This window comes from Dyadobacter sp. BE31 (assembly GCF_031457695.1).
GTDB lineage: Bacteria > Bacteroidota > Bacteroidia > Cytophagales > Spirosomataceae > Dyadobacter.
Map to the genome: position 1 here is coordinate 463,642 of NZ_JAVDXA010000004.1, position 19,107 is coordinate 482,748.

A 19,107-nucleotide genomic window follows, 5' to 3' on the forward strand; every position below is an offset into this window, starting at 1 on the left:
ATTAGAATGATAGATTTAACTGAACACCATACGTTGCAGTAGATGGACCCGCCGCAAATTCACCATAGAGGTTTTTCAGGCTGGTTCCAAACGTATTGGCCTCCGGGTCAACGACGTGATTGGCTTTCGGTGTCCACAGCACCAGGTTACGACCAAACACACCCACAGATGCACCTCTTACCGGCAGTTTTGCCAACGCCTTCTTCGGTACTGAATAGGTCAGTGACACGTTTCTCAGTTTGAAGAATGTTTTCGGCAATACGTGGTTGTATTCGTTCGCAGAAGTCGATCCGCCGTAGTAAGTGAATACGTCCGCACGTGACACCGGCATGGTGTTAGGTGCATAGCTATCCTCGCCTACTTTTACAACAGAACCCGGTACAACAAACGGCTCGCGGTCGTTATATTGGGACATGTACGCGTTTCCGTTGAAGTAATTCAGACGGGCGGTGTAAGAATAGAAAACGCCACCGTTACGATAGTCGCCATTTGCACTGAATTTGAATCCTTTGTAATCCAGGTAAGTCGATACGCCCAAAGTATAGTTCGGGTTGATCGAACCTCTGTATGTTTCTTCCGAACTTACCAGCGGCAGTCCGTTTGTAGGGTTCACAATGATGTTTCCACTTGGATCACGCTGTACATCCGGTGAGTAAATAGCACCCAGCGGCTTGCCAACCACTGCACGCAGCTTCACATTGTAGCTGCTGTTGAGCAGGATATTTCCTGAACCGCCTTCGAGACCGAGCGATTCCACCTCGTTCCAGATCTTGTTATAGTTCACCGTAACCCCCCATTCCAGTTTTTCTGTACGGACCGGGATCAGGTTCAATGCTAATTCAACCCCTTTGTTTCTTACACTACCCAGGTTCACAGTTTGCGTAGTAGCACCTGTTGCAGGTTCGAGGGCAAGGCTGATGATCTGGTTTTTGGTCAGCTTGTTATAGTAGCTCAGGTCGAGTCCTACACGTCTTCCAAAGAAACCCAGTTCAAGACCTCCTTCGTATTCGGTCGAAATCTCCGGCTTCAGATTCTGGTTTCCAAGGTTGTTTGAGACCTCGTAAGCGTTCAGGCCGCCGAATGGGAAGTTGATGTTACCAAAACCACCCGCACGTACAGACCCAGGCACATACACAGAATAAACCTGATAAGGATCCGCGTCGTTACCCGCTGACGCAGCCGCAAAACGTACTTTCACGAAAGGAATCTCTGCCGGCAACTTAAACACATCCGACAACACGGCACTGATGCTCGCGCTTGGATAGAAGTAAGAGTTCTTACCTTTTGGCAACGTACTGGTCCAGTCGTTACGTGCACCCACCGTCAGGTACAACCAGTTGTCAAAACCGAATGTAGCCTGGCCATAGATACCCACGAGGCGACGCTTGCTGGTGGTAGCGAATGTAGTAGGCGTTACGGAGCTGTTGGAAAGGCTGTAAAAACCAGGGAGGTCGAGGTTGGTAACTTTTGCAAAGTTGGTTTGCGCAGTTCTTTCATTGAGGTTATGCCCGAAGAATGCCTGCACATCGAAACGCGATCCGAAATTGTGTTTGAAATTGAAGATCAGGTCGCTGTTGAACTGGCGGTTCTGGCGTGCAAGTTGCGACACACCTCCGAAAACGTCATTTGCAGAACTGTTAGGAGCGCTGTCAGAGATTTTACCGACGTTACCCCAGTCTTTCTGGAACGCATCGGAGTAGTCGCCACCCACGCGGTATCTCACATCCAGGTTTTTCAACAATTGGTAACCAAACTCGATATTACCGAAAATGCGGTCTTCGTCGTAGTTGTTACCCTGGTTGTACAGTGTCCAGTAGGGGTTCTGAGCGTATGGCGTAAAATAATTATCCAACGTCATAAACTTGTAGTAAGGACTGTTCGGATCCAGCAATGCTTTTGAATCTACGATCGAGTGGTCGCGCGGGATCTGGATGATCTCCTGCCACACTACTTTACCTCCGCCCGCATCGTCGCCCTGGCCCGTTGCAACTGCCTTCTGGTTTTTGTGAACGTAGTTGATATTAGAGTTTACCGAGAATTTATCCAGCTTCAAACCACCATTCAGGCTCAATGTATTACGCTTGTAGGAATCAGCATTGGTAGGCACAACCCCGTCGGCTGTGGCATTGGAGTACGCTACGCGGTAGTTGGCCGTTTCCGTACCGCCCGATACCGCAATGCTATTGTTCCATTCATAACCTTTGTCGAAGAAGTCTTTCAGGTTGTCTTCCTGGGCCGAGAAAGGTTTCAGCATTTGAGAGTTATCCACCACATTACCCCAAAGGCGAGTCTTGCCATCGAGTTTGGGCCCCCATGAACCGTTTTCAATGCGGTCGAACAAGCCGCTCCATCCCTGGCCGTATGTGTTTTGCAAGTGAGGAACGCGCAATACCTGTGATCTCGCAAAAGATGATGAAATGTCAACCTGAGTCTTGCCGGACTTACCCCTTTTGGTGGTAATCAGGATCGCACCGTTGGCTGCGCGGCTACCGTACAATGCGGATGCCGAAATACCTTTCAGTACGGTAATGCTTTCAATCTCGTTAGGGTTGATATCGTTCATCTGGTTACCGAAGTCCATCGAACGGTTGAAGTCATCATTGCCGTTTTGCGCATTGGTTGATGAAGTGTTACCGCGGTTGTTCATCGGCACACCGTCAATTACGAACAACGGCTGGTTGTTACCGGTCACAGAGTTGAAACCACGGATGTTCAGGACGGTCGACGCTCCCGGTGCTCCCGACGCGGTGTTAACAGACAGACCCGGTACGCGCGCGTTAAGCGCATCGAGCGGGCTGGTGTTGCGGGCTTCTGTGATGGATGTATTGGCAATGGTGGCGGTACTATAACCGAGCGATTTGCGTTCGCGCGAAATACCTAGTGCAGTTACGACCACCTCGCCGAGTTGCTGGGCATCCGCCACGAGCGTCACGTTGATCGTCGATTTGGAGCCGACCACGATGCTCTGGCTAAGGTACCCCACGAATGAAAACACGAGCGTTCCGGAAGAGGGGGCTGTAATGGTGTACTTACCGTCGATATCGCTTGTGATACCTCTGGTTGTACCTTTTAGGGTGACGTTTACACCGGGGAGTACGCTTCCGTCGTCGGCGGTCACAACTCCCGATACTTGTTTATCCTGGGCAAATGCCTGCCAGCCAGGAATCAATAAGCACCCTAAGAATAGAAACAGTAGAGTCTTTCTCATACAAAGGATTTAAAGTTTGTTTAAATAGGATATTAATTGCGTCAAGGTTACAAAACTAATTCTTGTTTCAATCAATTACAACGCCCTCCAAATCAATGCCCAGAATATAATTTGGCATAAATTGGGTTTCATTACCAGTTTGTTAGCAGGAACGGCAAAAATGCCTCTATAAACGTATTTGTTAGAACTTCATGCTTTCTGCGTATTCGCAATCAAAATTGCAACGCCTACTTCCTTTCCTTAGATGATTTTCAAACAATTCAAATATTTACTAAAAGTAGCTTACTGTGGAGGGTGTATTTTTCAGGTCGGAAATGGCCCGTTTTTGGAGCTTGAAAATTTATATTAAGCTACAAACAATATTAAAATAATGCAAATATTTATCAAAAATTCCTCGATAGAAAGGCATTCTTAATCCACTCACTTTTTCAGAACCACTTTATTTAGATTCATTCTTTAATCGAGCCGCGTATACTGGTACCGTAATCTAAGTACCCGCATTTTCACCATCGGGCATGTTTCTCCCAATAAATGTAAATTCCTCAAAAAAAGAGATCTATTCTTAACAATTAGTTAAAATCAAGCCGATTTTTGAAAATTTCGCATATTTGAAAAAATTGCAAAAAATCACGACTTCTACATAGAAAATTCTTCATATCCGGTAGTCAAGCCAAAGTAAATTTTGAAATTTCGTAATGAAAAGGTTGTACTGGTTAAACTAATAGTTATTTTTGCAACAGTATGTTTACATAACAAACCTAACTTTAAACTTAATTTATGAGGAAGATTTTATGCTCCTTAATGGGTTGTTTGCTGCTATTTCTGACGCAGCTTCACGCCCAGGATCTCGCAGTGACCGGCAAGGTCACAGCCGACGACGGCTCAACACTTCCGGGTGTTAACATTTCTTTGAAAGGTACTACTCGCGGTACCACCACCGATAGCCAGGGCCAGTACACAATTTCCACCTCAGCCGGGGCTACGCTCGTTTTTAGTTTTATCGGTTTTCAAACACAGGAAGTGATCGTTGGAAACCAGTCTACCATCAACGTAACGCTAAAAAGTGATGTCAGCCAGCTTCAGGAGGTTGTGGTAACAGCCCTAGGACAAGAGCGCAAAAGAAATGAGCTTGTTTACGCAGCCCAGCAGATCAACAACGAGCAGATCGTACAGGCCCGTAACCCGAACGTCATGAATGCGCTCGCAGGTAAAATCGCCGGTCTTGATATCAAAACGAACAACAACATGGGTGGTTCGACCAGCGCGATCATCCGTGGTTACAAATCCATTACAGGTAACAACCAGGCACTGTGGGTAATCGACGGTGTACCTGTTACCAATGCCAACACCAACTCGACCGACCAGCAGACAGGTCGTGCCGGTACCGACTACGGTAATGCTGCTTCCGATATCAACCCGGACAATATCGCGTCTGTGAACGTACTGAAAGGCGCTGCGGCTACTGCACTTTACGGTTCTCGTGCTTCCAACGGGGTAATCCTCGTTACCACCAAGCAAGGTCGTAAAAACAGCTTCGATGTAACTGTGAACAGCGGCGTTACCTGGGGCAAGATCGATAAAAGCACTTATGTGAAATACCAGAAGGAATATGGTGCAGGGTATGGTGGCGACGGCGCGAAAGACCAGTTCTACCGCGGCAACCTGGGCTCAGGTGAAGGCGACATCGCTGTGTTTGATGCCGATGCTTCTTTCGGAGCAAAATTTGATCCAAACAGACTGGTATACCAATGGGATGCCATCGACCCTACCTCTCCTACCTATGGCAAAATGACTCCATGGGTTGCTGCTAAAAACGGCCCCGATGCATTCTTCGAAACAGCTGTTACATCCAACCAGAGCGTAAGCATCCTGGGCGGCGGCGAAAACACCACATTTAAAGTAGGTTATACCCGCAGCGACGAAAAAGGTGTGCTTCCAAACAGTAAACTGGGCAAGAACCTCTTCAACTTCTCGGCTTCATTTGACCTGACCAAGAAACTGACGATCTCCGCCAATGCCAACTACTCGCAAGTGAAAGGTATGGGACGTTACGGAACGGGTTATGATGGTAAAAACCCTAACCAGCAGTTCAGACAGTGGTTCCAGACCAACGTTGACCTCCTCGAACAAAAAGCGGCTTATTTCAGAAACAGACAGGATGTAACCTGGAACTGGGGAGATCCAACCGCTCCATTCGACGACAACGGTCCGATTTACTCGGAAAACCCGTACTTCGCACGTTACGAAAACTTCTCGAACGACTCGCGTGACAACTTCTTCGGCTATGCTGCGGCAGTTTATAAAATCGCTCCATGGATCGACCTGACGACGCGTTTCGCCTATAACGGAACGCAGGATATGCAGGAAGAGCGCATCGCATTCGGCAGCTCCGACCCGGCACAATACAAGCGCTTCAACAGAGGTTTCAACGAGACCAACCTTGATGTGATCTTCAACTTCCGCAAAGCCATCACGAAGGACATTAACTTCTCCGGTTTGGCAGGTGGAAGCATGCGTCGTTCGACAGAAAACTCGATCCGCGCCCAGACAAATGGCGGTATGGTCGTACCGGGCCTGTTCTCTCTTTCGAACTCGGCTAACCCGATCGAAGCGCCTACCGAAGCATACAGAAGAATTGGTGTGGATGGTCTTTATGCACAGGCTTCATTTGGCTATAAGGACCTCGTAAACCTTGACCTGACCGCAAGACAGGACAAATCGACTACGCTCAGCAAAAACAACAACACTTATTTCTACCCTGCGATCGGTGCGAACTTCAACATCTCGAACCTCGAAGGACTTAAAAGACTTGGCTGGTTGACGATGGCTAAATTGAGCGCCAACTATGCAGAAGTAGGTAACGATGCGCCATGGGGAAGTACTTTGGATGTATATGACAAACCAACCGGCCTCGGCAACATCCCTTATTTCACGCTGAGAAATACCAAAAACAACCCGGACCTGAAACCGGAAAGAACCAAAAACTACGAATTTGGTCTTGAAAGTGCATTCCTGAACGACCGCGTGGGTTTCAACTTTACCTACTACCGCTCAGCTACCCTCGATCAGATCCTTCCGGTATCGATCACTGCGGCAACCGGCTACGCATTCCGTTATGTAAACTCGGGTGAAGTGCAAAACAAGGGTATTGAAATCTCTGCATATGTAACGCCGATCAAAGTTCAGGACTTCTCATGGACTCTGAACGTGAACTTTGCAAGAAACCGTAACAAGGTAATCAGCCTGTACGGTGAAGGTGCTACCAAAGTAACCAACGTACAGATCGCCAGCCTTCAGGGAGGTGTATCTATTAATGCTGCGGAAGGACAGCCATTCGGCGTAATTCGCGGAACAAACTTCGTATACCATGAAGGAACCGGCCAGAAAGTGGTTAAAACCAACGGTATTTATGCGGCAACTTCCAGCTCATCGGAAATCATTGGTAACCCGAACCCGGACTGGATCGGCGGCGTAAGCAACACATTGAAATACAAAACATTGTCACTAAGCTTCCTGCTTGACATCCGTCATGGTGGTGATGTATGGTCATTGGATCAGTGGTATGGTGAAGGAACCGGTCTTTATCCGATCACAGCAGGTTTGAACGAGCTCGGCAACCCTAAAAGATCTCCTGTTGCACAAGGTGGTGGTGTATTATTCCCAGGTGTACAAGCCGACGGAACACCTAACACGGTTCGTGCTGCAAACGTAGACGGAAACGGTGCCACTGCATACGGTTACCCAGGCAACCCGCCAAGAGCGATGTACATCTACGACGCGAGCTACATCAAACTGAGAGAAGTAGCACTTACTTACGCCCTTCCTCAAGCGATCGTAAGTAAACTGCGCGCATTCAAAGAGATCGACATCTCGGTAATCGGACGTAACCTTTGGATCATTCACAAAAACATGGAATTCCAGGATCCCGAAGAAGGTCTGGGCTCAGGTTTGCTGAATGGCGCGGGCGGTTACCAAAGCGGTGCTTACCCGGCTGTAAGAAACTATGGTTTCAATGTTAAATTCCGTTTCTAAGCGATATGAAAAAATTAATCATTCTTTTCCTCCCGTTCCTGATGCTGACGGCTTGCGTCGACAGCCTGGACGACTATAATGTGGATACCAAGCGTCCGTCTACGGCACCGCCTGTTACCTTTTTCTCGAATGCATTGAAAGGCCTGGCCGATACGCTCACCAGCCCGAACGTCAATGTGAACAACTACCGTTTGTATGTTCAGCAATGGACCACAACCACTTACCTGGATGAGCCTCGCTATAACGTTACTGCGCGTATCATCCCGGAATCATTCTGGCGTGGATTGTACAAAGGTGTTATCTCGGATTTGAACGAATCCAGAAGACTGATTAATGCAGATGCGCTTCTCTTGCCAGCAACCAAAGATGTGCAGCTTGCGCAGATCGAAATCGTGGAGGTAATGACCTGGGCTGCATTGGTAAACACTTTCGGTAACATCCCTTATTCTGAGGCGATGAACCCGGAAAACCCGCTGCCTAAGTACGATGATGCCAAGACAATATACGACGCCCTCCTGGTTCGCCTGGACGCGGCGCTGCCAAAACTGGAATCGAAAGGAACACCATTCGGCGGCGGCGACCTGCTTTACAAAGGGAAGATCCCGCAATGGGTAAAATTCGGTAACTCACTGAAACTGAAACTGGCGATGATCATCGCTGACAGCGATCCTGAAAAAGCTAAAAAGCTGGTAGCCGAAGCAGCTCCGAAGGTATTTACCAGCAACGCTGACAAGGCAGCTTTCCCTTACATTTCCACGCCGCCGAACTATAACCCGATCGCTCAAAACATGAACTCGCTTTACACGAGCCGTCAGGACTTTATCCCTTCGGCAACCATCGTGACGCCCATGAACGAGTTGAATGATCCGAGAAGACCTTTCTTCTTTTCAACGATCAACGATAAATACGTAGGCGGACAGTACGGTTTTCTGAATACCTATTCGGCATTCTCGCACGTAAGCGACAAGATCATCGATCCTGCTTTCGAAGGCCTTTTACTCGACTACTCCGAGGTAGAATTCCTGCTTGCAGAAGCTGTTGAAAGAGGTTTCATCGCAGGCTCAGCGGCTGACCACTATAACAAGGCTGTTACGGCGTCTATCACTTACTGGGGCGGTTCCGCTGCGGACGCTGCGACATACCTGGCGCAACCTAAAGTTGCCTACGCAACGGCTGCTCCGACTTGGAAAGAGAAGATCGGCTTCCAGAAATGGATCGCACTTTACAACAGAGGCTGGGAATCATGGGTTGAGTGGAGAAGACTTGACTACCCTAAACTGTCCCCTCCGTCAGGCGGGAACGTACCGGCTGGTCTGGCAATCCCTGTGCGCATGATCTATCCGATCGTAGAGCAAACTCTGAATGGCGCTAACCGCGAAGCAGCGGCAAGCGCTATCGGCGGCGATCTCGCTTCAACTAAATTATGGTGGGATAAATTCTGATCTCCAAACCAGTGATATGCAGAAAGGCGGGCTTCGGTCCGCCTTTCTGCTTTTGTAATAGTTACAATCCGTCGGGAGATAGTATACCGATTAAAAGCCCAACCCCGCCGGACGCTGGATACATTCCCGACATGCGCTTTTGATCATTGTAAATTCAGAGTCATAAGGTTTTTCGAAAACCCTTCCACCTACAAACCTGACTTTGATGAAATCACTGTTACTCATGATCGGAGCCGGTATGCTCGCGCTCTTTTTCAACATCGCCCACGCGCAAACGCGCGAACTAACCGGCATGGTTACTGCCGAAGATGGATCAGCGTTGCCCGGCGTCAATATCTCTTTAAAGAACACCACAAGAGGTACAATCACGGATAATAAGGGGCAGTACGCTATCTCCGCCGAGCCAGGATCCACCCTCGTGTTCAGTTTTATTGGCTTCAAAAGCAAGGAAGCGCTGGTCGGGAATCAGACAAGACTGGACATTGTCCTGACCAACGACGAAACACAACTTCAGGAAATAGTCATTACCTCACTCGGCATTGCCCGCGAAAAGAAGGCACTCGGCTATGCAGTACAAGAAATCAAGGCTGACAAACTCACGCTCGCCCGTGATCCTAATATCGGCAATGCACTCGCCGGTAAAATTGCCGGTGTACAAGTACTGGGGCAGTCGGCGGCGAAGTTTGGCACACCAAGTATCCGAATCCGGGGCATCAACTCGCTGACGGGCAGCGACCCGCTTTACGTGGTCGACGGCACGCCGACAGACATCAGTATGGTAAATATGGATGATGTGGAGTCTCTTACTGTTCTGAAAGGTCCTTCTGCCACAGCGCTATATGGCAACCGGGCGTCCGCAGGCGTGGTCGTGGTCACTACTAAAAGAGGAAAATCAGGTGAAACCTCCTTGACCCTCAATCATAGTATGACGGTCGATCAGGTTTCCCTGCTGCCAAAATACCAGAATGAATATGGCGGCGGTTATTCCCAGGAATGGGAAACATTCCAATTTGATCCGAAGATACATCCGGCTGCATGGGCATCGTACGAAGGCCAGCGTATTCTGGATTACTCTGCGGACGAAAGCTGGGGACCGAAATTGGATGGCTCCATGCATCGTTCTGCATTCTCATGGCAACCGGGCGAGGACTTTGGAAAGGAAACACCCTATGTCGCGCACCCGAACAATGTCCGTGATTTCTTCGAAAAGCCTATAAGTTATAATTCAAACATTGCGTTTTCCAAAGCAGGTGACGGCTACTCTTCCCGTATTTCCTATACACATATCGTCAATAACGGCATCGTCCCGAACAGCCGGCAGATCCGCGACTACATCAGCGCAAAAACGGCCGTTACTTTTGCCAAAAGGCTTACGGCAGAACTGAATGTAAGTTACACGGGCACCAAAACAGACAACACTCCCGCCGATCGCTATGGCAGCTCGGGTGGTACCGGAATTGGGACAAACCTTTTCTCAGTGAATACCCCGGTCAACAACAGCACATTAAACGGCAATAATCAAACTACCGGCTCCTTCAATCAATGGTTTCAAAGACAACTCGACATCAAAGACCTTAGGAACTACAAAAATCCGGATGGAACCTTCCGTAGCTGGAACATTGGCAGTCCGACGGATGCCCGGCCCAAATATTGGGACAGTCCTTATACACAAGTATATGAAAATACGAATATCAGTCGTCAGCAACGCATTTTCGGGGATGCCGGGCTTACCTACCAAATCACCGATTATCTGAAAATCAGCGGCAAATTCCGCCGCGATTACGGGACTTACTTTATGGACGGACGCATCGCTTCCGGAACTTTGAATGCAGGTGGATTGGGTGCATACGCCTACCTGACCGGATCCACCCACGAAAACAACTACGAAGGCATTGCGAGCTTTACCAAGGATATTCAAAAGGTATCCATACTCGTAAATGCGGGCGCTAACATACGCTATAATCGCACAGAAGGCACCCTGCAGGCCACAGCCGGCGGACTCACCACACCGGGCTATTATAATATAGCGGCATCAAAAGACCGTCCGATAACTGCAAACTATTTATTCGAAAAAAAGGTAAACAGCGTATTCGCAAACGCCAGCCTCGGATATGGAGATTACATTTTCCTCGAAGGATCTATACGGAACGATTGGTCGTCAGCACTACCGGCGTCAAACAATGCCTATTTATACCCTTCAATATCCACAAGTCTCGTGTTTTCAGAATTTATTCCTACCAACCGAATTCTAACATTCGGAAAATTAAGAGCTGGCTATGCGCAGGTTGGAACAGATTTGAATGCATACCAAACCTCTTTGAGTTACGTAGTCGGTACAGTTTACGGATCGACGCCCACTATGGGCCTCCCATTGACATTACCGAACTCTACGTTGGTTCCAGGCATGTCATCGTCGTACGAGGGCGGAATTGACCTTCAATTTTTCAGTAACCGCCTGGGACTCGAATTCACAATGTATAAGAACAACAACAGCAACCAGATCATACCATTAGCGGTGGCTTCTACGAGTGGTTATAACAACGCCGTCGTCAATGCAGGCTTAATTACTACGAAAGGGCTCGAACTCCACCTTTCGGCCCAGCCCGTTAAAACAGAAGCATTTACCTGGGAAATGGATATCAATGCCGACCGAAACCAGTCCAAAGTGGTCGAGCTGACAGAACAAAGTAACAATTACCGGATCGACGGCCCGCAATGGCGTGCACTCACGCTTAATGCGCGTGTGGGAGAAGATTGGGGAATGCTGGAAGGGGTCGGTATTAAAAAAGATGCGAATGGCAAAAAGGTTGTCTACGCTCCTACCCCTGAAAATATCAAGGCAGGAAAGGCAGGTTTGTATGTAAAAGAAAATAACGTCAAGCTCGGCAATGTACTGCCCAAGTTTAAAGGCGGGTTAATCAACGCATTTCAATACAAAGGATTGACATTACAGGCTAGTACCGATTTCGTCGTGGGCGGGAAATTCTTTTCAGTCACCCGAATGTTCAATGCGGGATCAGGCCTGGCCGCGGAAACTGCCGGCAACAACGAGTTGGGTAATCCAAAGCGCGACGATCCCGACAAAGGAGGCGGTGTATTGCTGGATGCAGTCACAGAAGATGGCCAACCCAACACACACCGGGTCGACACTCAAAACCTATACGAAAACTGGCTTTTCGCGCTCAATGAGCAATGGATTTATGATAAAACTTACGTAAAACTCAGGGAGCTTTCGCTCGGATATAAAATTCCCAAAAGGTATTTGGGTAAATACATGAAGTCGGCCAGTGTATCGCTGATCGGCCGCAACTTGCTACTGATTTACAGCGCGATCGGCGGCGGCATCGACATCTCTGAAACCGAAACGCTCTGGTACGAAGGCGGGCAGTTGCCTCCGGTAAGATCCGTCGGCGCAACACTCAGAGTCGGCTTTTAAATACCCTTCCATCTCAATTCCGTATCATCATGAAAAAATGCTGGCAATTAGCTGTCATGGCGCTCCTGCTGCTTACAATAGCACCGGGATGCAGCGACTTTGGCAATGTCAATATTAACCCCAATAATCCATCAACACCAAGTACCGCAGGCCTGCTCACAGGCGCGCTGCGCAATGTGGGCATCATCAATGCACAAGTTGGCCCGGGCGGCGCGAACATCGTCCCCGCGATGTACGTGCAGCAATTCGGAGATGTGATTTACATTGAGGATTCAAAATACAAGACAATCAATTTTAACTACAATGGTTGGTATGCGGGCCCGCTCATTAACCTACAACATATCATCGAGCTTAATACCGACGAAAAGACCAAGATTAATGCGTCCACATTTGGCTCCAATGCCAATCAGATCGCCATTGCGCGGATTCTCAGAGCCTACTTTTTCCAATGGATCACCGACCGGTGGGGCGACATTCCCTACTCAGAAGCATTAAAAGGCGACGCCGACTTTACGCCCGCATTTGATAAGCAGGAAACGATCTACACTGACCTTTTCAAGGAATGGAAAGAAGCTGCGGCGCAATTCGACGACGGAAAAGCATTTCAGGGTGATATTCTTTTGAACGGAAGCAGTGCGAAATGGAAAAAATTCGCCAATTCTCTCCGGCTTATAGCCGCGCTGCGGCTTTCAAAAGCGAAGCCGGATTTAGGCAAAAAAGAATTTCAGGCCGCCCTGGACGATGGGATTATCAGCTCCGCAGCCGACAATGTCCAATACAAGTTCCTCAGTGAATCGACCAATGAAAACCCGATTTATACCAATTATGTCGTAAGCAACAGGAAGGATTATGCATTGAGCGACGTATTTGTAAACTATCTGAAGAAAGTATCAGACCCACGACTTCCTTATCTGGCAGCCAAAAATATTTCGGGTGAATATGTAGGCGTGCCGTACGCGGTCGGAGGAGCTAAGGCGCAAGATTTGTCATTGATTGGGCCCGTTCTTTCGCAGCAAAACTCTGCTGTAAACATCATCACCTATTCACAAGTGCTATTCGCGCAGGCCGAGGCTGCCGCATTAGGCTGGACGAACGGCAATGCCAAGGCACTCTACGAATCGGCTATCGAAGCTTCATTACAGCAATGGATGGGCAATGGCTACACGGAAGGCGCACTAAAAAGCTATCTCGCGCAGCCAGATGTGGCCTACACTGCCAATACGGCAATCGAGCGGATCAGCACGCAGCGATGGATCGCATTATTTTTTCAAGGTACCGAAGCCTGGTCGGAATGGCGAAGAACCGGTTTCCCCGTGTTGAAACCAGCCGCGACGACCCTCAATGGCGGCACAGAGATCCCCCGCCGCCTCGCCTATCCCGTAACGGAAAACAACATTAATCACGATAACTACCAAGCCGTACTCAGCAGCCAAGGCAAAGACGACCACTACACAAGAGTATGGTGGGACAAACCCTGACCAAGATAAATTACAAGTTTCCCAATAGTACATTTTCAGCCACGTGCTTCACGTGGCTGAACTTTTTTTGCAAAAATCCCGACAAAGTCTTCAAAACAATGCCGTTGTAGCATTGCATCATTTGATTTTCTTTAACTTTGAGGGTTATCCAACTCTTGAAAAAATGGAATTTCTAAAAAGCGACCGCCTGAATCATCTGAAATACGAGATCCGCGGAGCTACCTACCAAAAAGCGTTAGAGCTTGAAAGTCAGGGCTACAAAATCCATAACCTGAACATCGGTAATCCCGCACCGTTCGGTTTCGATTCGCCCGACGAGATCGTCCACGACATTATCATGAACATCCGCAATGCGCAAGGCTACTCGGATTCACGTGGTTTGTTCGCGGCGCGTAAGGCGATCATGCACTACACGCAAACGATTGGTATTCAAGATGTTGAAATCAATGATATTTTCATCGGAAACGGTGTAAGCGAGCTGATCCTGCTTTCGATGCAGGCATTGCTCAATCCCGGTGACGAGATTCTCGTACCCTCTCCGGACTATCCGTTGTGGACGGCGGCGATCTCCCTCAGCGGCGGCACACCGGTACATTATATATGTGATGAAGAGGCTGATTGGAATCCCGATCTCGACGATTTGGAAAAGAAAATCACTTCGCGCACCAAAGGGATTGTGATTATCAACCCCAACAACCCGACAGGTGCTGTTTACGATAAAGAAGTACTCGCGCGTATCGCCCGCATCGCGGAAGAACACGGCCTGATCGTTTTCTCAGACGAAATTTACGATAAGATCCTTTACGACGGGGCTGTACATCACCCGATGGGCTCTTTTGTAAACGATACGCTTTGTGTGTCATACGGCGGTTTGTCGAAAAACTACCGCTCGGCTGGTTTCCGTGGCGGATGGATGATCCTCAGTGGTGCAAAGCAAAAAGCCAAATCTTACGCGGAAGGCCTGCTCCTGCTCGCAAGCATGCGCCTGTGTGCGAACGTGCCCACGCAGTATGCGATCCAGACGGCATTGGGCGGCTACCAGAGTATCAAGGAGCACGTAGTACCGACGGGTCGGTTGTACAAGCAAATGAACCTGGTTTACGACAGACTGACGTCCATTCCGGGTATTACGTGTGTAAAACCGAAGGGCTCGTTGTACGTCTTCCCTAAAATCGACCTGAAAAAATTCGGTTTCAAGGCAGACGACCAGTTTGTATACGAGCTGCTTTCTGATCAGAAGGTGCTCGTAGTGGCTGGTACGGGCTTCAACTATCATCTGGACCCGCATTTCCGGATTGTGTTCCTGCCGACCGTCGATGAACTGAACCAGGCGATGGATAAGCTGGAATTCTTCCTGACCAACCGCCGCGTAATGTCCACGCGTACCGTTGAAGACATTATTGCGTAAGTAATATTTAACCTAAACCTCCACTGAAAGTACTTATCGCCCGATGACCTTACCCCACAGAACCATTCAGGAGGCCAAACGCCAACGGCTGTTCCTCCTTCTTTGCGGTATCTTTCTCACCAACGCACTCATTGCGGAGATCATCGGCGGTAAAATATTTTCAGTGGAGACGCTTTTAGGCATTGCTCCCGCTCAGTTACCGATCGGTGGCCAGAAGCTGGATTTTAACATGACAGCAGGCGTGATAAGCTGGCCGATCGTTTTTATTACGTCCGATATTATCAACGAGTATTTCGGTCGGAAAGGCGTCAAAAGAATCTCTTATGTTACCTCGGCGCTGATCGTCTACACGTTCCTGATCATTTATGTCGCTACCAAAGTGCCACCCGCGCAGTTCTGGCTCGACCTTAACAATACCGACTCCCAGGGCAACACATTCAATATCAACGACGCATTCTCCAAAATATTCAACCAGGGCTTGGGCATCATGATCGGCTCGATCACAGCCTTTTTATTGGGGCAATTGCTCGATATCCTCGTGTTCTCGTGGCTCCGCCGAAAAACCGGCAGCCGGTTCATCTGGCTCCGTGCCACCGGATCTACTATGTTTTCACAGTTGATCGACAGCTTCGTCGTGATCGGGATCGCCTTTTACGTTTTCGGGAACTGGGATTTGAAACTGGTCTTTTCTGTGGGAACCATCAACTACCTCTACAAGGGCGTGGTGGCGATCCTTTTGACGCCGTTATTGTACATAGCGCATTATTTCATCGACAATTACCTCGGCAAGGAGTACGCCGAAGCGCTTTCGCACCAGGCCGCGCACGAGTAGCTTTTAAAGCGGCACTTGTCTCCGCATATTATCCAGCATCACGGCGGTGGCGATACCGACATTCAGCGATTCGGCCTCTCCGAAGCGCGGTATCATGATTTTATGGGTCACAAATCGCTCCACCTGCTCGCCAATGCCATTGGACTCATTCCCCATGACAATGATCCCGCCATTGGCAGGATATTCAAATTCATACAGCGAATCGCCCCCCAGAAATGCGCCTATTACCGGTTGTTTTACACCATTCACCTTTTCAAAATACTGTGTTAAATCGGTGTAATAGAGCTTTACACGTGTAAATGATCCCTTGGCTGCGGCAATCACCTTGGGATTGTAAACGTCGGTCGTGTCGCGCGAGCAGATGACTTTCGTAATGCCGTACCAGTCGGCGACGCGGATGATGGTACCCAGGTTGCCCGGATCGCGCACGTCGTCGAGCATGAGCATATATTCCCCCGTTGCGGGAGACAAGAATGCATTTTCCTTCGTTTTAGCCACAGCGAGACACGAATCGTTAGTTTGAAACGATCCCAGCCCTTCCAGTTCCTGCGCAGTAACCGTTTCGAGGATTACGTTATGGCGGGTTAAAATACTTGAGTATTTTTGCTGAAATTCCTGTGTTACCAGTACAAACTCGATCTCAAAGTCGGAATCCAGTAATTCCAGTACACTTTTGGCACCTTCTATCACAAATGCCTCGTGAAGTTGCCGGTACTTTTTGATTTTAAGCGAGTTAATATACTTGATACGATTTTTTGACAACATTGAATATTAATTGTAGGACGATATACGGCTGGTTGATTTTCCTGATTCTAACGGGACTGTTTTCCTGCGCACCCAAACCCACTTCCAAAGGTTACTTACTCGGTAACTCCGCCATCAAGGGCAATCGCGTGATCAGCGATTCGGAACTGGATGCATTGATCCCGCAAAAACCTAACCGACGGCTGCTCGGCTTTCCCATATTTCCTTACGTTGGTCTTTACCGGTTTGGCGAGCTGTTTTACAACCGCGAGGAAAAGCAGCGCAGGGTGATCGAGGTAACGCAAAATTACCAGAAAGAATCCCAGGAAAACGCAGATTCCCCCCGAAAGCTTGAAAGAATCAACAGCAGGTATGCCAAAAAGCTCGAAAAAGCGCAGATAAGGGCCACGCAGGGTAACTTCTGGATGCGGGTACTGGGCGAGGCGCCGGTATATTACAACCAGGCTGATGTGGTGCTCAATGCAGAGAAAATGCAGAAATACCTGTACAACAATGGCTTTTTCGATGCAAAAGTGACTTTCGATCCCGATACAATCTTTAAAAGGATCCGGGTCAACTACCTCGTGACCGAAAACCGGGCGACGATGATCCGCAATATCCATTATCAGATTGGTAACGAGCTGGCCGACAGCCTGATCAGGGCCGATTCGAAGAATGCAGCATTACTGCCTCACAAGCGCTACGACGGCGATGCCTTCGAGGAGGAACGCATACGCATCGAAACGCTGCTCCGGAACGAAGGTTACATGGGCTTTTCACGGCAAAATATCAGTTATATCGTCAACGACACGATCACCAACCGACCGACCGACAGCCTTTTCAAATCGGTAGACGTGAAGGTGAGAGTGGATATGCCGGCGCCAGCCAACAAGCGTTACTCAGTCAGTTCTGTTAATTTTGAAGTACTTCCTCCTTCCGGCGTTCCGGACTCGGTTTTCAGGAAAGACACCAGCATGTTTGAGGGGATAAAATATGTGTTTTCAGACAAAAAATTCTCACGGAAAGCACTCGATACCAAAATGCAGGTGCGTCCGCATACCTGGTATAGCCAAAAGCGGGAGCGCGATACGCAGCAACAATTGTCGCTGACAGACCAATTCCGGTTCGTCAACTACAACTACACGCTCGATTCGACCGGGAAGGGCATTAACAGCTATTTCAAAGCGATCCCGCTCGATAAGTACCAGATTTCTACCGACGTCGGCTTAAATGTGATCCAGCTGCAAGGCACGCCCGGGCCGTTCGCGAACTTATCGTACAAGATCCGAAATGTGTTCAATGGTATGGAAAACTTTGAAACGAACATCCGGGGAGGTATTGAACTCGTGCCGAACTTTGTAGGAAACCAGGAGATTTATAAAAGTGAAGAAGTTGCAGTTAGTACCTCGCTTACATTCCCGCGGTTGCTTACCCCACAGAATTTGTTCAAAAGGCAAACTGCCAACAATAACCCGAAAACCCAGCTATCACTAGGTTACAACTATGTGAACCGGCCCGAATATACCCGTACCAATGTCAAGATTAACACCAACTATTCCTGGCAGCCTACCCGGACAACGCTTGTAAATGTCTCTCTGGTCGACCTCAACATCATTAACAACACGTATCTCCGCGACGACTTCCGCGTTCTTCTTGACACGCTGCAGCTCCGGGGGAACAACCTTATTTACAGCTTCAAATCTGCGTTTGTATCCGATTTAAATGCCAATTTTGTCTACAACACGAACACGCTTATGGGACCGCAAAAGAAGGCCCATTATTTCAGGATTGCCGTGGAATCGGGCGGAACAACGTTGAATTTTTTACCCCGGCAACGCGAAGTGATCAAAAACGTATTTGGCGACAGTCTCCAATTTTATAAATACATCCGTTGGAATGCCGACTATCGCCGTTACTGGCCCGCCGGAAGAAAATCGGCGTTGGTGGCCCGGGTGAATACAGGTGCCATTTACAGCTACGGCGATAACAAGGTTCCACCGTACGAAAAGTACTTCTTCGCCGGTGGTTCAAACAGCTTGCGCGCCTGGCTACCCCGGCGGCTTGGCCCCGGGTCGTCAAAACCGATTACCTATAATAACATTTCCATTGAAGCGCCAGGTGAGTTTCTGCTCGAAGGCAACCTCGAATGGCGGGGATTCCTGGCCAAATTCCTGGGAGATATCAATTACGCATTATTCATCGACGCAGGAAACGTGTGGCGGCTGGGTAGCAATGCCACCAGCGACGATCAGAAATTCAAAGCGGATAAACTGTTGCGGGAAATCGCCGTCGGGACCGGCTTTGGTATTCGATACGACCTATCATTCTTTATTCTCCGCTTCGATTTCGGGGTCAAAGTATATGATCCGTCGCAAGACAGCGGGGAACGTTTCGTGCTCGACGACCTGAAACTTAAACGTCTTTTCAGGCGCACAGAGGCCAATTCGTTGAATATCAACCTCGGAGTGGGCTACCCGTTCTAATCGCATTCCCGCGCGTGCCGGCATATGACAGTTTGTCAGTTTTC

General features: G+C 48.8%; 9 protein-coding genes. 7 read left to right on the plus strand and 2 right to left on the minus strand.

From position 1 onward, the window contains the following. Nucleotide 1: 1 nt before the first annotated feature. Nucleotides 2-3,208 (minus strand): SusC/RagA family TonB-linked outer membrane protein, encoded by a 3,207-nt coding sequence (locus tag J2Y43_RS22590; RefSeq protein ID WP_309987023.1) that lies wholly within the window; start codon nt 3,206-3,208, stop codon nt 2-4. Between the two features lie 777 nt (nt 3,209-3,985). On the opposite strand from J2Y43_RS22590, the gene J2Y43_RS22595 reads away from it, so the two are divergent. From J2Y43_RS22595 to J2Y43_RS22620, 6 genes are all read left to right on the plus strand, one after another. Further along, a complete protein-coding gene (locus J2Y43_RS22595) occupies nt 3,986-7,240 on the plus strand; it encodes a SusC/RagA family TonB-linked outer membrane protein (RefSeq protein ID WP_309987019.1) in 3,255 nt (1,084 codons plus the stop codon). A gap of 5 nt (nt 7,241-7,245) precedes the next feature. Next, nucleotides 7,246-8,682, plus strand: a complete 1,437-nt coding sequence (locus J2Y43_RS22600) for a SusD/RagB family nutrient-binding outer membrane lipoprotein (protein ID WP_309987017.1) — start codon at nt 7,246-7,248, stop codon at nt 8,680-8,682. Nucleotides 8,683-8,887: 205 nt separating this feature from the next. Next, the gene (locus tag J2Y43_RS22605; RefSeq protein WP_309987015.1) at nt 8,888-12,118 is read left to right on the plus strand and encodes a SusC/RagA family TonB-linked outer membrane protein; all 3,231 of its coding nucleotides are present in this window, start codon (nt 8,888-8,890) and stop codon (nt 12,116-12,118) included. A gap of 29 nt (nt 12,119-12,147) precedes the next feature. Continuing rightward, nucleotides 12,148-13,596, plus strand: a complete 1,449-nt coding sequence (locus J2Y43_RS22610) for a SusD/RagB family nutrient-binding outer membrane lipoprotein (RefSeq protein ID WP_309987012.1) — start codon at nt 12,148-12,150, stop codon at nt 13,594-13,596. Between the two features lie 163 nt (nt 13,597-13,759). Continuing rightward, a complete protein-coding gene (locus J2Y43_RS22615; RefSeq protein WP_223403743.1) occupies nt 13,760-15,004 on the plus strand; it encodes a pyridoxal phosphate-dependent aminotransferase in 1,245 nt (414 codons plus the stop codon). 43 nt (nt 15,005-15,047) lie between these two features. Next, complete coding sequence (locus J2Y43_RS22620; protein WP_309987008.1) at nt 15,048-15,836, plus strand: queuosine precursor transporter; 789 nt, start codon at nt 15,048-15,050, stop codon at nt 15,834-15,836. Between the two features lie 3 nt (nt 15,837-15,839). On the opposite strand, the gene J2Y43_RS22625 is transcribed toward J2Y43_RS22620, so the two are convergent. Next, the gene (locus J2Y43_RS22625; protein WP_309987005.1) at nt 15,840-16,601 is read right to left on the minus strand and encodes an RNA methyltransferase; all 762 of its coding nucleotides are present in this window, start codon (nt 16,599-16,601) and stop codon (nt 15,840-15,842) included. On the opposite strand from J2Y43_RS22625, the gene J2Y43_RS22630 reads away from it, so the two are divergent. Next, complete coding sequence (locus J2Y43_RS22630; protein WP_309987003.1) at nt 16,601-19,063, plus strand: BamA/TamA family outer membrane protein; 2,463 nt, start codon at nt 16,601-16,603, stop codon at nt 19,061-19,063. The genes J2Y43_RS22625 and J2Y43_RS22630 overlap by 1 nt on opposite strands. Nucleotides 19,064-19,107: the final 44 nt, after the last annotated feature.

What these genes read in the sequence shown, in the direction of transcription:
- J2Y43_RS22625 (WP_309987005.1), bottom strand. Translation starts at nt 16,601, where the DNA reads ATGTTGTCAAAAAATCGTATCAAGTATATTAACTCGCTTAAAATCAAA.
- J2Y43_RS22605 (WP_309987015.1), top strand. Translation starts at nt 8,888, where the DNA reads ATGAAATCACTGTTACTCATGATCGGAGCCGGTATGCTCGCGCTCTTT.
- J2Y43_RS22620 (WP_309987008.1), top strand. Translation starts at nt 15,048, where the DNA reads ATGACCTTACCCCACAGAACCATTCAGGAGGCCAAACGCCAACGGCTG.
- J2Y43_RS22600 (WP_309987017.1), top strand. Translation starts at nt 7,246, where the DNA reads ATGAAAAAATTAATCATTCTTTTCCTCCCGTTCCTGATGCTGACGGCT.
- J2Y43_RS22610 (WP_309987012.1), top strand. Translation starts at nt 12,148, where the DNA reads ATGAAAAAATGCTGGCAATTAGCTGTCATGGCGCTCCTGCTGCTTACA.
- J2Y43_RS22595 (WP_309987019.1), top strand. Translation starts at nt 3,986, where the DNA reads ATGAGGAAGATTTTATGCTCCTTAATGGGTTGTTTGCTGCTATTTCTG.
- J2Y43_RS22590 (WP_309987023.1), bottom strand. Translation starts at nt 3,208, where the DNA reads ATGAGAAAGACTCTACTGTTTCTATTCTTAGGGTGCTTATTGATTCCT.
- J2Y43_RS22615 (WP_223403743.1), top strand. Translation starts at nt 13,760, where the DNA reads ATGGAATTTCTAAAAAGCGACCGCCTGAATCATCTGAAATACGAGATC.